The sequence below is a fragment of the Pseudanabaena sp. lw0831 genome (assembly GCF_016584665.1).
Classification (GTDB): Bacteria; Cyanobacteriota; Cyanobacteriia; order Pseudanabaenales; family Pseudanabaenaceae; genus Pseudanabaena.
This window is the reverse complement of record NZ_BBJB01000056.1, coordinates 105,650-119,598: the sequence shown is the minus strand read 5'-3', so window position 1 is coordinate 119,598 and position 13,949 is coordinate 105,650. Positions and strand designations below refer to the sequence as shown.

11 protein-coding genes are annotated in these 13,949 nt (G+C 42.9%); 4 read left to right on the top strand and 7 right to left on the bottom strand.

What is annotated here, in order from left to right; translation table 11 throughout:
* The 5 genes from APA_RS10820 to APA_RS10800 all read right to left on the bottom strand — a co-directional run.
* The coding region (locus APA_RS10820; protein WP_201322285.1) for a DUF3352 domain-containing protein at positions 1 to 1,022 on the bottom strand (1,022 nt) is incomplete at its 3' end.
* A 112-nt stretch (positions 1,023 to 1,134) separates the two neighbouring features.
* Positions 1,135 to 2,280, bottom strand: a complete 1,146-nt coding sequence (locus APA_RS10815) for an Hpt domain-containing protein (RefSeq protein ID WP_201322284.1) — start codon at positions 2,278 to 2,280, stop codon at positions 1,135 to 1,137.
* Positions 2,281 to 2,452: 172 nt separating this feature from the next.
* Positions 2,453 to 3,043 (bottom strand): GUN4 domain-containing protein, encoded by a 591-nt coding sequence (locus APA_RS10810; protein WP_201322283.1) that lies wholly within the window; start codon positions 3,041 to 3,043, stop codon positions 2,453 to 2,455.
* 55 nt (positions 3,044 to 3,098) lie between these two features.
* A complete protein-coding gene (locus APA_RS10805) occupies positions 3,099 to 5,114 on the bottom strand; it encodes a chloride channel protein (RefSeq protein WP_201322282.1) in 2,016 nt (671 codons plus the stop codon).
* 178 nt (positions 5,115 to 5,292) lie between these two features.
* Positions 5,293 to 7,638, bottom strand: a complete 2,346-nt coding sequence (locus APA_RS10800; RefSeq protein WP_236579501.1) for a ribonuclease R family protein — start codon at positions 7,636 to 7,638, stop codon at positions 5,293 to 5,295.
* A gap of 891 nt (positions 7,639 to 8,529) precedes the next feature.
* On the opposite strand from APA_RS10800, the gene APA_RS10795 reads away from it, so the two are divergent.
* Positions 8,530 to 10,170, top strand: a complete 1,641-nt coding sequence (locus tag APA_RS10795) for an iron uptake porin (protein ID WP_201322281.1) — start codon at positions 8,530 to 8,532, stop codon at positions 10,168 to 10,170.
* Positions 10,171 to 10,370: 200 nt separating this feature from the next.
* Here APA_RS10795 and APA_RS10790 read toward each other — a convergent pair whose 3' ends face one another.
* Both APA_RS10790 and APA_RS10785 read right to left on the bottom strand, forming a co-directional pair.
* Positions 10,371 to 11,048: a HEAT repeat domain-containing protein gene (locus APA_RS10790; RefSeq protein ID WP_201322280.1), complete on the bottom strand. Its 678-nt coding sequence runs from the start codon at positions 11,046 to 11,048 to the stop codon at positions 10,371 to 10,373.
* A 15-nt stretch (positions 11,049 to 11,063) separates the two neighbouring features.
* Positions 11,064 to 11,306, bottom strand: coding sequence for a hypothetical protein (locus APA_RS10785; protein ID WP_201322279.1), 243 nt, complete (start codon positions 11,304 to 11,306; stop codon positions 11,064 to 11,066).
* A 181-nt stretch (positions 11,307 to 11,487) separates the two neighbouring features.
* On the opposite strand from APA_RS10785, the gene APA_RS10780 reads away from it, so the two are divergent.
* Genes APA_RS10780 through APA_RS10770 form a run of 3 tightly spaced genes read left to right on the top strand, consistent with a single transcriptional unit; the run spans position 11,488 to position 13,908 of the window.
* Complete coding sequence (locus tag APA_RS10780) at positions 11,488 to 11,892, top strand: DUF3119 family protein (protein ID WP_201322278.1); 405 nt, start codon at positions 11,488 to 11,490, stop codon at positions 11,890 to 11,892.
* A 58-nt stretch (positions 11,893 to 11,950) separates the two neighbouring features.
* Positions 11,951 to 13,231, top strand: coding sequence for an FGGY-family carbohydrate kinase (locus tag APA_RS10775; RefSeq protein ID WP_201322277.1), 1,281 nt, complete (start codon positions 11,951 to 11,953; stop codon positions 13,229 to 13,231).
* Positions 13,228 to 13,908: a hypothetical protein gene (locus tag APA_RS10770; protein ID WP_201322276.1), complete on the top strand. Its 681-nt coding sequence runs from the start codon at positions 13,228 to 13,230 to the stop codon at positions 13,906 to 13,908. Before APA_RS10775 ends, APA_RS10770 begins: the two co-directional genes overlap by 4 nt.
* The last annotated feature ends 41 nt before the right edge of the window (positions 13,909 to 13,949 follow it).

Below are 13,949 nucleotides of genomic sequence, written 5' to 3'. Positions count from 1 at the left end.
AGATCAAAACTGCTGTACTGCGACAAGGTATATCTCAAGCCTTCAAGATATTCTTCACGGCTAAATCCTGGAATTTCTGAAGTCTCTGGTAAATCCGCAGCCAAAAGTTCGGAAATCTTCCCTAATTCTTTATAGTCTCCATAGCCAGCAATTAGCGATTTATTCCATAGCGGATTGTTTAGCGATCGCAAAAATAGTGGATTATCAGCTAGAGATGGCAACCTTTGCTCAGGCATCTCAGCAGATGTATCAATCATTTTCTGGATCATTTGACGATTAGTCGAAATTACCGCAATTCCACTTGGTAATTTGGCGATCGCAAATCGCTTGATGCTGAAGTCGGGAAACCCATTTACTGGCTCCTCTTCATCACACTTCTTCTTTTGATCATTAGCATTTAGAGGAGTGTCTTGCTTCAAGCAGAGCAAAGATTGCAGTGAATTTTGCGAATTCGATTTACGAGAAAGGACTGGCTTCTTGTCCCCAACTGATTCTTTCTCCAATTGCCATTCCAAAATTTTGACATTTTGATATAGAGTTTCAGTGGGTTTTGGCAAATCAAGACTTTTTAACTTTTTCAGAAAAAGCTCAAAGTTCTTGTCATCGGTGACGGTCGATAAAACTGTAAAATTGAACTCTAATTTATCGCTGGTATTACTCGAAAATGCGATCGCAACTTCTTTGCCCAACCAAGGTTGAATATCTTTTACAATAGAAATTGGGAGAGATTGACCCAAAAATGTCAATAATTTGTCAAATGCCGAAACTGGACTTATAGATTGCGGCATTCCTGAGATCTGCCAAGAGTTTGCATCTAGATCCACCAGCACTATGCCGATTGCATCTGCGGGAATCTGCTTCGCAAAATTAAGAGAGCGTTGTCTAAATTGGTTAGAGCTAGAACTCTGGTTTTCAGCAGGTATAGAGCTTTTTGAGATTTGACTAGATATCGGATTTGCGATCGCGGGTAATGCTGATGTACTAGCACTAATCGCTAAAATTGTGGCAAACAAACTCCTCACTTAATAAAACCTCTTTAAAGTAAATGACAAATATTTTGTAATTAGAAGTAGCGGCGCGAAGCGCCGCCACTTCTTAAGAAAGACAAGGGGCTTCAGCCCCTTGCTATGGAATTTAATTAATATTACAGCTAGCAATCTTCGCTAAAAGTGCTGCATACTGAGCCTGAAACTCTTTCGCTTTAGTATCCTTGGACTGATGCCATGACGCTAACCAAAGCGGTGTTGGAAAATGCCCATCAGGAGCAGTCTGCGGAGAAGCAGTATTGGATGCAATCCAAGTTCCATTTTGTCGCCATCCAACCCGATCGCTAAAGGTTTGCCAACCTTTCATTGCCTTATCTTCTTCGATCACTGCCCCAAAGATCTTACTTACTTCATCGGCTGAAGTATTCTCAGAAGCAATTTTAGGTGCTTTTAGAGGCGCTGTGGGAGCTTCAGTTCTACCTGCTAAATTATTAGCAGAGATTAACTGTAACAACTGTGGTGAAGTCTTGATTTGATGTGCTTTCTGAGCTAAAACTTGCTCCTGAGACTGTTTGATTTCCTTAATCAGAATTGGTGCGAGGGCGCGAAATTGATTGTTAGGATTTGATACTGCAGCGCTTACCGATTCCATCAGCTCAGACCAAGGTGCTAGACCAAAGCGATCGCCTATTTGCTGTAATTGAGTACAAATTACGCCTAGATTTTGGCGGCTGCGAGGACTATCAGGCTGCTTAAATAGCTCCAGCATACTTCGCAACTTGAGCGGGACTTCTGACTGAAATGCTGACAACATTCCCCTTGTCTCAATTTTTGTCTCTGTCTCTAATACCGTTGATTGGGTTGCTTTTCCTGCGATTAAATTTTGAAGATGACTTTTGAGATTCGCAAAGATTTGATCGGAACCAGCCATAACAGTATCAACAGCATCTTTGGTTAGCCCATAAGGGCTTTGCAAATGCTCGACAAGTTCTTGTAACTTGTCAAATGCTTGTAAAAAGAGAGTCTGTAAATCTTGATCGACTTTAAAATTCGTATTTTCACGCATAACTTTGAAATAGTCTTCAAAGTTATGCGCAACATGTTGAATGCTGCTAAATCCCAACATAGCTGCCCCGCCCTTAATTGAGTGGGCAGCTCGGAATATCTCATTGACTGCTTCAGAGTTGCCCATCAGCGTTTCCAAATTAAGCAGCCCTGATTCAATTGTTTGGAGATGTTCCTTAGCCTCCTCAATAAAATAGCCTGTAATCTGTTTTTGCTTATCCTGATCCATGACACTAACCCCTGATGATTTGCCTTGTGAGTTGATCGTGAAATTTCTACATGAGACTGCTAGCTGTCTAAGTACTTGTCCAAAATAAATCACCAAAATTTGCAAGGTTGTGCCCCTGCGGGGTGCAACCTTACAAATTTTGGTTTGTAATTAATTATGTCCATTTACTTATTTATCCCAGAATTGATGACATATAGATCTGATTTTGAGCGCTGAATCCATACCGCCCCTTACTATACTTGCGCCAAAGGTTATCAATGGTTTGCAAGTCATCACAGGAAATTTGCTTAATCTCCTCGGCGGTCAACACCGATCCAATGTTTTTACGCGCTGCTTGACACATCACGTTCCATGTCTCTTGATTTGCTTCTTGCCATTTCCCGTTAGATAGCAAAGCTTTTAACTTGGTATAGTTAACGCCTGTATTTGAGTTGAGTAGCTGGGATTGAGTATTTGTATCATCATTAGCGATCGCCAGTACTTTATTGGAGCGCCGAAACCGTAAAGTCATTGACCCATTGCTTTGGCCATCACCTAATAAAATTGCTTCACCAGCATCTGTGAGCTTGATCGAAATTTCGACCTCATCTAGTGCTAACCCATTAGCTTGACTTGGTGCACTGTCTGTAGCGAGCTGCTGAACTAAACTAGCAAGTTTTTGAATGCTGTCTTTAATCTTAGCGGTGCTAACCGATTTAATCGACTCACCATTAGCGCGATCGCCATTTCCCACAAATTCAATTAGTATTTCTTCGCTATCCATGACATCCTTGTTTGGGCTAATTGACCAGATATTTAAGACAATCTCTGCATAAATTTTAAGAGGAAATCGCCTCAGAACTTTGAATATCTGACTCTCTGTTTAAGTTGTTGGTTAAAGTGCTATCTAAAGTGTTACTTAGAGAATTATTTAAATTACTTAAATTATTGTCTTTATTGTTGCTCTTGTCATTAGTACCATTGCTAGAAATATTACTAGAGCCATTACTAGAACCGTTAGTTATAGCTGTATGACTATGATTAGCAATAGGTACAGTCGATTTAGTCGCTGTAATTCTAGCAGCAATCGCCCGTTTTGTTAGTGCTGTATTATAGGCTGTTGTAATTGCTAGGCGATCGACCATCCCGATTACGCGCTTGGGCTGGTGGCGATCAACTACGGGCATCTGCCGCAAGTCCCTAGCTGCCATGCGTTTCAGGGCTTCAGCAAGAGATTCATCAGCAAATGTGCAAAGTACCTCGCAGGTGCAAATATTCTGTACAGTCAATTCTTCAAGTGGGCGATCGCCTGAAGGTGCAGAGAGAATTCTCTTAATATCTTGGGTGGTGAGAATACCTTGTAAGTGGTTAATATCATCAAATACGAGAGCGCTGTGATGATAGCCACTGGTAATAAACTGGGCAGCTTGTAGCAATGGCATTGAATATTTGACCGAGGCAGGATTGAGGGTCATGACTTCGGCGATTTTGATTTTTTCAAGGACTTCGATATCGGCTGGTAGACCAGACCATTGCATGATCATCCGATCTGAGGATTTTGATGTGTCAATTTGGTCAAGTACCCATGCACAGAGTCCGACGGCTGCCATCAGTGGTAAAACAATGCGGTAGTCACGGGTCATTTCAAATAATAGCAACACCGATGTTAAGGGGGCGCGAACTGTGCCTGCTAAAACTGCTGCCATGCCGACAAGGGCGTAGGCAGGAGAAGCTGCGATTGGGATCGAGGCTGGTAAAAAATAAGCGATCGCCTGTCCATACACGCTACCCAGCACAGCTCCTAAGAAAATCGATGGGGCAAAAATCCCGCCAACAAAGCCACTAGCGGAACTAATCGCCGTCAGCAAAAGTTTAACTACCAACAAAATAATTAACAAAGGAATCGTGAAAGGGGTATCTTGCAAGATTGATTCCACCGTTTCATAACCAATCCCAATTACTTCAGGAAAAGTTAAGGCAATAATCCCGACACATAATCCACCGATCAGTAGCTTGATCGGCATGGATAGATCCCGCATGAATGGGGCGATCGCCCATTCCCCTGCAAAGAATTTCTTAGCTTGCTTAATCGCATGGGTAAACAGCAGTGCCACGACGCTGGCTAACACACCCAAACCCAGATATAGCGGTAACTCCCAATAGCTGCGCACCTCATAGACGGGTAGACTAAAGGCTGGTCTCTCACCGAGGCTAATCTGGGAAACCAGCGCCGAAATTACCGAAGCAATAACGACAACACTGACATCAGAGTTGGGACTGGATTTATTGGTGCGATAGGAATCGCGTAGCAATACTTCTAATGCAAAAAATACACCTGCGATCGGTGCATTAAAACCTGCGGCTAGCCCTGCGGCTCCTCCTGCTCCAATCAGTAACCGAATTCGTTCGCTGGAAAATTGCAGCATTTGACCCAGCAATGATCCAATATTGCTACCTAGCTCAACGCTTGGACCTTCTGGTCCAAGCGAAGCTCCCGCGCCCAGTGAAAGCGCCGCCGCCACAGTTTTTAGTGGAACCTGCGAGTAGGATAACCCTAGCTCTCGATTTGAAGCTTTAGCTTCTGCTTGATCTAATTTATCTAATTTGAAGCGTAAAAGGCTAACCACTAGCGCTCCAATCATTGGAATAAAGACGATCGCCCAGTGCCACTGGTTGCTAAGAACTGCGGCTATTTTGTGCCAATAGAATTCTTGGGTGAATAAAATCAACTTACGAAATAGGGTTACACCAGTACCACTGATTACGCCCACCGCGATCGCAGAAACAAGCATAACCGTCTCCGCAGAAGGCTGAAGACGGTTTAGAACAGTCACCAATAGGCGGGAAAGCGACATGGTGGAGAACTCGCGGAGAGGAGTGATTAGGAGCTAAATAAATTCAGTGCTTAAGATCATGGACTGAAACAATGCTTCAGTTCATGATCTCAAGTAAAATTACCCAAACCCGTAAATTTGTGCCCCGCAGGGGCACAAATTTACGGGTTTGGGTTTGTAATTAATTATGTACATCTACTTAATATTGTTGTGTTGGCGATTCTTCAAGATTTTCGTCATCGATCTCTTCAGGAAATTCTTCTGAAATATCTTCTAATCCTAAATTAGATTCAGATGTGTTCGACAGGTCGCGATCGCTCTCAGAATTCACTACGGCAACTAAGTCGATTTGCTGGCGATAGTAGTCTACCCCCTTGACCTGTACCTCTACGCGATCGCCTAAACAATATTGACGACCACTGCGACGTCCAACTAGCAGTGTCGAAGCCCTTGCCCTTCCCTTGCCATTAATCAATGGGAACTCATACCAGTCATCTTTAAGAGAACTGACATGGACTAAACCTTCAACTAGGAGAGATTCGATCTCTACAAAGAATCCATAGGACTGGACGCTGGTGATGATGCCGTAGAAGTTCCCGCCTGTGTGCGATCTCATAAATTCGGCTTTCCGCAATCCATCAAGATCGGAAATTGAACGATGATACAAAGCATCAGCTTGATTTAGCTTTGGTACAACGACTTCTAAATCCTCAATCAATTGACGTTCTGTCTCAGGTGGCAAAACACTCCAATTTACTTGACCATGGGCACTAGAACTGCGCAGATTTACGCCATCCTTAATTCTGATACTTCGGCGATCGCGACCTTCTTCAAACACAGTATGCAAAATGCGCTGGATCAGCAAATCAGCATAATGGTTTTGGGGAAATACGCCATGTACATAGGGTAGATCGATTAAGCCCAATCCAAAGTGCAGTGAAGGTGCAAGCACATATTCGCTAGTCTTAAACATAGACATCAAAAGATATTTGAGAATATCGCGAGTCGCGCCTTGTTCAAGCTGACTCACCTGTTCCAAAATCCGATGCAAATCAGCAATCTGGATCTGATCGGGCGTTTCTAGCTGCGCCGAAATCCCCATGCTCTCTAATAACTTTGTCCAGTCATCGACTTTCCCTTGATCGGGAGGAATTTGCCGTAAATAGATGCTTGGAATAGAGAGAGACTGTAGGTGTGAAGCGATCGCTTTATTTGCCAAGATCATTATTTCCGTTACATTTCCAGAAATCTGCAAAGTTAAGGGAACTACTGTCAAGCCGCGCACGCCCTCATCCGCTTCTTGCGAAGGAATCTGTGGCAATACCAGTCTAATTGCATTAGAATGCTCTTGGAGAAAAGTCCCCACCTTAGCAATTAGATGTACCAACTCTTCTACTTCCGTATCAATTTCTTGGCTAGGTGCATCCTCATCAACTGTCATCTTCCCATCAAGAATCTGTTGCGCTCTCTGATAACTCAAGTTAGCACGAACCAATATTGCTGAAGGCTGAATCTCAAACGAGAGCATCTTCCCTTCGCGATCCAATTTAATCAAAACTGACATCGTGAGATATTCAGGCTGATTAAATACATTCATCTCAGGTAACATCGGCAAAATCGTATCACCCAAGAAAAATGAACGTAGACGCTTTTGCGCTTCTAAGTCCAAAGGTGAACCCGCTGTTACATAGGTTGCCACATCAGGAATATGTACACCCAACTCCCAGCCGCTCTCCACTTCTGCGATCGAAATCGCGGCGGCATTACCAATTCTGACAGTCAGGGTCTTGCGTAAATCGAGACGATGCTTGAGATCTGCTTTTCTTACGCCCCTCGGCAAACTTGCGGCAGCCGTCAGCGCCTTGGCGCTAAATCTTCTTGGCAAATTATGTTTGCAACATACCAGATCGATATCATTCGTTGACTCAGCATCATCGCCCAAAACCTGTAAAACTCGACCCAATGGCAAGTGATTGCCTAGTGAAAATCTCACCATTTCTAAATGTACAAGTTTGCCAACTGCCACATCTAAATCAGGCGTTTCTTCATCTGGCACTAGCTCGACTTCAAACAGCAAGCGATCATCTAGTGGCACAGCTCGATAACTATCGTCAGTTAATTTTACGGTCGATAGCAAAGTTGGATTCGATCGCTCAAGGATCAAGCGTACTTCGCCTTCAGGCGATCGCCGTCGCACACCATCTTTAGTTACCCGCACTAACACGCGATCGCCATTCCAAGCATTGCTCAGACGACTTTCGCGCACATAGATATCTTCAGCACCCTCGACATCTTGGATCGCAAAGCAAAAACCTTTGCTTGAACAACGCAAGCGACCTTCCACCAACCCTTCTTCTTGGATGCGGCGATATCGACCCTTGTCTTTTTCGAGAATGCCAATTTTTTCGAGCGCATCAAGAGCGACTTGAAGACGACGAACACTTTTATTGTCATCACCGATCCCAAGTTTTTTTTCGATCGCCTTGGGCGTAACTAGCTTGTCATCAGAGAAATTGTCTAACAGTTGATTAATCGAGAATTCCATGAGGCGAAGGTCGAGAGATTGTTTAAGGTGAGCAAATTAGAGCAAACGAGGGGTAACAAAATAGCAACCTACGAACACAAACTACAAGCGGATATCAAAATCGCAAATCAGCGACAATCAAGCTTTCGGCGATTAGAGCAGACAAATAACTTCAAGAGATTCGACTTATCAAAACGAAACTGTGGAAGTTAATCTATCTTCTTAAAGACGATCTTGATAGCTCTGCGACATGACTACAGATTGAATACAGGGATAATGAAAATATGGATCGAAACGCATATTTCTATTTATCCCGAATTGCATTCCCCAAGAAATTTTCGATTATCTTCGATTATCTCTGTAGGGAGTTTAGCTCTAGCTTTTTGCCATGCTTGTAGGGCTTAGGTAACTTACGAATTTGCAAAGTTAGCTTCTATAGTTTTCCCCTGACGATCCCATTTTAGCCCAATTGCTCCAGCAAATATTTTGTATATTAATTTTATTTGACTTTAATTTAGCGATCGCTGCTATAGCTAAATATTAACTAGAGCATTACACCAATAAATTGTAGGTGGCGCAAAGATCCCCCAATAGTCTTTTAAGTTTAATGCCATGGAATTACCCCAGTTAAGGTGCAAAAATAGCGAACGTAGATTGGTTGTTTCAGCCTTCAAAAATCCATTTTTTTAAACTTTCGACATGAAACTTTGCGGATCTATATTGCTAGGATCACGCAAGTTGGTTGACCACCTTAACTGGGGTATGCCATGGAATCTATGACTTGTTGAAATATCGTTTTAGCTATAAAACACAGCAGATGTGTCCAGCAACACTTCACTTTTGGCTGCAATTGTTGCTACATTTGTATTTGACATATTTAATCATGTCATGTTGTGAGGAAAAGTAATTCATATGTCTAAGTTTTCTAAGAAAAATTGCGGCTTAGTAATTTCAGCGGCTGTTGCTGCATCTGCTCTTATTGCTGGTGCTGCCAATGCTCAAGCTTCTAAAGAATCTGAAGTTGTTCGCTCCGTAGGTGCTGACACCCTTGTTGAACAAGTTCAGCTGCGTCCTAGTGCTGTTGCACAAAATGTAACTTCAGTATCTCAACTCAGCGATGTTCGTCCTACTGACTGGGCTTTCACCGCATTGCAATCCTTAGTAGAGCGTTACGGTTGTATCGCTGGATACCCTGACAGCACTTTTCGTGGTAAGCAAGCAACTAGCCGTTACGAGTTTGCTGCTGGTTTGAATGCTTGCTTGGATAAGATCAACGAAATCATCTCCGCAGGTTTGGCTGACAAGGTTAGCAAAGAAGACCTAGCTACTTTGCAAAAGCTTCAAGAAGAGTTTGCTGCTGAACTAGCAACCCTTCGTGGTCGTGTCGATGCTCTTGATGCTAAGACCGCGAAGCTCGAAGCTCAACAATTCTCCACCACCACCAAGCTACGCGGCGAGGCGGTCTTTGCTCTTGCGGGTGCAACCGATGGTGTTGGTGCTCCTTTTGACAGAACTAATACCATTTTCAGCTATCGCGTTCGTCTTAACTTTGACACCAGCTTTACTGGTAAGGATTTGTTGAGAACCCGCTTACAAGCCAGCAATACTCCAAATATTGGTCCATCTCTAAACAATGGCACGAACTCATGGAATGCTAACCGTTTGTCCTTTGAAAGTGGTAGAACGGATAATACTTTTGAAGTTAATCGCTTGTACTACCGTTTTCCAATTGGCGAAAACATCACAGCATACGTCGCGCCAATTGGCTCTCCCGAAGATGTTCTTAGCCCTCTTAATCCTCTTGAAAGTGACAGCCAAGGTACAATTTCTCGATTTGGGAAATACAGTCCTTTGATTCGTATTGCATCTGGCGGTGGTACTAGTGGATTAGCAATTGCAGGCTTGAATTTCAAGTTTAGCGATAAAGTTAATCTCGAACTTGCATACACCGCATCTAATGCTGGTTCTGCAAATGGACAAGGTGGTTTAACTGGTAGTGACACCAAGATTGCCGCTCAATTTGTGTTCAAGCCTGCTGATGTATTAACTCTCGGTGTTGGTTATGCTAATGCCTATACTGTTGGTAACAGTCTTGGTTCTGGCTTAAACGTTGATTCAATTGGAGCCTCTGCTGCCAATGCTGCTGGGATAAGTGGTATCAGAAGCAACACTGTTGTAGGTAGTTTGGTTTGGGATATTACCAAGAAGTTTACCTTCAATACTTGGGGTGCTTGGACTTTTGCTGATACAACTGGCGCAACTACTGCATCAACAACCTTTACCAGCTGGATGGCTGCATTGTCTGGTAAAGACTTGTTCACCGAAGGCGATCTAGCTGCTATTATGTTTGGCCAACCACTACTTAGAACCAACGTTGGTGGCGTAGCGCAAGGTAGTGCAGATACTCCTTATCACTTGGAAGCTTTCTATCGCTTCCGTGTTTCTAAGAATATCAGCATCACTCCTGGTGTGTTCTTTGTATTCAACCAAAACAGCGCCAGTGCTAACGGCACTGCGACTGTTGGTGTAATTCGTACCACATTCTCCTTCTAAAACTTGGTTGATTAAAACCTAAAAAAGCGACGCGTAAAACGCCTCGCTTTGCAGAAACAAAATCGCGGTGGTGGGCAAAGCCCACCGCCGCGATTTTGTTTTTTTATTTAAACTAAGAGGGTAAATACCCCACCGCTCTGCGGTGTGAGTAATTCTAGTAAAAAAGAATTTGATACCCCTTCCGCTTGCGGCGGGGTTATTCATTTTGATGCTAGAAACGATCGCGTTGCTTCAGCGACTTGGGGCATTGGATCATTGGCAAGCTTTTCTAAAGCAACTTTGGCTTCAGAGCCACCGAGCTGGACGAGAGACTGGGCAACTCGATGTCGGATTTGCCAATCGGGATCTTCGATCAGAGGTAACAAGAGTGACACCGATGCGGGATTACCAAGATCGCCAAGAGATCCGATCGCAGCGATTTTAACGAGTTCATTAGGACTTTGTAATGCCTCGGTAAGTAACTCAAAGCCTCGAGGATTGCCTAGCTCGCCGATCGCAGCAATGATGCTAAATTGAAACATCCAGTCGTTGGTGGACTCGTAGGCAGTTTTAAGCAGATCAAAGGATTGGGTAAGTTGTAGAGAACCAAGTGAAGCTGCCGCTGCTGCACGTACATCAATTTCAGGATCGATCGATAGGCGATCGCTTAAAATTTCTAAGGACTTTTCTAAATCAACAGTGCCGACTGTCCCAATTTGGCTAACTGCATCATATCGGATGCGGGCATAGGGATCGATCGCCGCGATCGAGAGTAAAGTAAATCTCTCAGAAATGGGAAGAGAGCGACTAGCATGAAGGGCTTTCATCCGAACACCCATATCATCAGTTGCTAGTTGCTCTCTTAAGGATTCAAACTGAGTTTCTAATGTTTCGCTCACAAGAAAATCTCGCAATTAATACGCTAACGTTTCTAGTGTCTCACGTAAGTAGCTACGAACGAGATCATCAAGAACGCTTTCTTGTACTGGGGCAACATCTTTGGGATCGCCTTTGGGGTCACCGTTTCGAGAACGCTGCCATTTGTCAAATCCTGAACTGGTTGCGATCGCTTGTTTGAGGTGACTCCAGACTTTAGGATCTTTGGCGGCTTCATGCAAAGGGAGATCCAAGTCATTCGCTGTTGAGGATAAGTTCATAGACATTTCCTAAGCTTATATAGAGATTACAGGGGAAAGATAATGTAGCGATTAGTGAAGAGCGAACTAAACTAAAGCACACAATTAGCTTATTAATATTCATCCTATCATTCCAATAAGTTAGCCATAGATTTAAAATTAAATGTATATCTATAGATAGAAATCAATAATTTAAATCATTATGACTACTTCAAACCCTTTTGTTGACCCAAATATTGCATCACAGGCTACAGAATTAAGTCCAAGCTATGCAATATCTATTGTAATTGTGTTGGCAGGATTGCCACTTATATGGGTTCAACCGATTGCTGCGGGTGTATTTGCAATTTTTGGATTGTTCTTAGTTTATCAAACAGCTACGATTCGATTAGTATTTACCGCAACAGATTTAGATGTTTATCGATCGCAAGAAAAATTCCGTACTTTTCCCTATCAAGAATGGCAAGATTGGAAAGTGTTTTGGTTTGGATTTCCGATTTTGTTTTATTTTAAAGAAGTAAAAAGTATTCATTTCTTGCCAGTTTTATTTGATCCACAAATGCTCAGAACTTGTTTGGAAAAACATATTCCTTTAAAAAAATCTTAGTACAACCCAAAGAATAGGAGTGACGCGAAGCGTCACTCCTATTCGCTATAAGGAATTTATGAACTACTTTGTGGGGATTGACTTTGGGACTTCAGGAGTAAGAGCGATCGCCATTAATATGGATGGCGAAATTGTGGCGATCTCTCGCACTGAATATGACATTCGTGATTACGAAACATGGCAAGCGGCACTTTATGAAGTAATTGCTAGTTTGCCAAAGGAAATTAGACAAACTACGAAAAAAATAGTCATTGATGGTACTTCCGCAACGGTTTTAATTTGCGATCTCGAGGGGAAAGCGATCGCGCCACCAATGATCTATAGCGATGCATGTAGTCAAGAAGTTTTAGAGCACATGAAAAAAATTGTGCCACCACAACATTCAGTCTGTAGCGCAACTTCGAGTCTTGCCAAATTAGTTTTATTTCTTGAGAACGAAGGGCTGCAACCTTTATTCTCAAGTTTGTATTTGCTGCATCAAGCTGATTGGCTGGGTTATCTGCTACATGGCAAATTGGGCTTGAGTGATTATCACAATGCTCTGAAATTAGGTTACGATCCCATGCTTTTAAACTATCCTAATTGGCTAAAAGATTGGGCGTTACGAAACCCTGCGGTAATTTTGCCTGAAGTATTTGCGCCTAGTAAAACTGTAGGAATAATTCAGGAGGAGATCGCCTCAAAATTAAATTTGTCACTTGATTGTGAGATCGGTGCGGGAACGACTGATAGTAATGCTGCTTTTTTAGCTAGTATTGGGACGATGAAACCAGAGATCGGTACAGCGGTTACTTCGCTTGGATCGACGATGGTGCTGAAAGTTTTAAGCGATCGCCCGATCAATGATGCGCGTTATGGTATCTATAGCCATCGGTTTGAGCATCGTGAGTTGGGCTGTTTATGGTTAGTCGGTGGGGCTTCAAATGTCGGTGGGGCAGTATTGCGACAATTTTTTACAGATCAGCAGTTACAAGAGTTGAGCGATCGCATTGATCCGAATATTTCTAGTTCGCTAGACTATTATCCCTTGCCCAAAAAAGGCGATCGCTTTCCGATTAACGATCCCAACCTCGCGCCAAGATTAAAACCACGTCCTGATGATCCTGTAGAGTTTTTGCATGGATTGCTGGAAAGTATGGCAAGAATTGAGGCTCAGGGCTATAAACTTTTGCAAGAATTAGGGTCTTCACCGATTCAGCAAATTTATACCGCAGGTGGGGGAGCAAAAAATCAGATTTGGGCAAAAATACGCGATCGCTATTTACAAATCCCTATGCAACAAGCGATCCAAACTGAAGCGGCTTATGGTGCTGCGTTATTAGCTAAAATATCCCTATGATTACCCCACTCAAGCGCAAAAATTTTGATGAGCTTATTCCTGCCGTACCCACCTCAGAGCAGTATCAATATTACTGGGGCGATGGACAGAGTGTATTTCGTCGTATAGCTATTTCGATCGCTTGTGTGATTGTGTTCACAATTCTCTATAACCGTGTTCACGAGAATAATCCCAGTAGTTTTGCCGCCTTAATTATGTTTGTATGTGCAGCATTGGGTGGATTGTATTGGATGTTGGAGCCAATTGCCCTAGCGAGCTTTCGTAATGCCAAGTTGCGGCGTTTTGCCTATTGTGGATTTTGGCAGGCTGAAGTGTTGGATGTGTATGTCTCTCAAGAAGTGCTGGCTCGTGCTGAAAAAGTAGACTCGCGGGGACGCATGGATGTTAGCTATGACGCGGAAAGTTTTTTAAATATTGAGCTTGGAGATGAGACCGAGTTTGTGACCACTTTGCGATTACCGATGAAGCGAGAACTCAAAAGGATTAGACCTGATCAAACAGTATATTTGTTGCTATTTTCTAATGATCGCCGTTTTGGACGGGTTAGTCGCATCACCTCTGATGCATATATTCCTCAATACAATCTATGGGTTGGAGATTATCCTTATTTGCGTCGCGATACCTTTGTAGATCTGACTAAGTACATGGTCAAGAGATCGCAAAAAATTACTAACTAAATAAAAAACGAAGTTTTTTTATTTAGTTGAAAAAGCGATCC

Bases quoted from the DNA above. Each gene is read 5' to 3' on its own strand.
- APA_RS10815 (WP_201322284.1), bottom strand. From the start codon at position 2,280: ATGGATCAGGATAAGCAAAAACAGATTACAGGCTATTTTATTGAGGAG.
- APA_RS10810 (WP_201322283.1), bottom strand. From the start codon at position 3,043: ATGGATAGCGAAGAAATACTAATTGAATTTGTGGGAAATGGCGATCGC.
- APA_RS10805 (WP_201322282.1), bottom strand. From the start codon at position 5,114: ATGTCGCTTTCCCGCCTATTGGTGACTGTTCTAAACCGTCTTCAGCCT.
- APA_RS10800 (WP_236579501.1), bottom strand. From the start codon at position 7,638: ATGGAATTCTCGATTAATCAACTGTTAGACAATTTCTCTGATGACAAG.
- APA_RS10795 (WP_201322281.1), top strand. From the start codon at position 8,530: ATGTCTAAGTTTTCTAAGAAAAATTGCGGCTTAGTAATTTCAGCGGCT.
- APA_RS10785 (WP_201322279.1), bottom strand. From the start codon at position 11,306: ATGAACTTATCCTCAACAGCGAATGACTTGGATCTCCCTTTGCATGAA.
- APA_RS10780 (WP_201322278.1), top strand. From the start codon at position 11,488: ATGACTACTTCAAACCCTTTTGTTGACCCAAATATTGCATCACAGGCT.
- APA_RS10775 (WP_201322277.1), top strand. From the start codon at position 11,951: ATGAACTACTTTGTGGGGATTGACTTTGGGACTTCAGGAGTAAGAGCG.
- APA_RS10770 (WP_201322276.1), top strand. From the start codon at position 13,228: ATGATTACCCCACTCAAGCGCAAAAATTTTGATGAGCTTATTCCTGCC.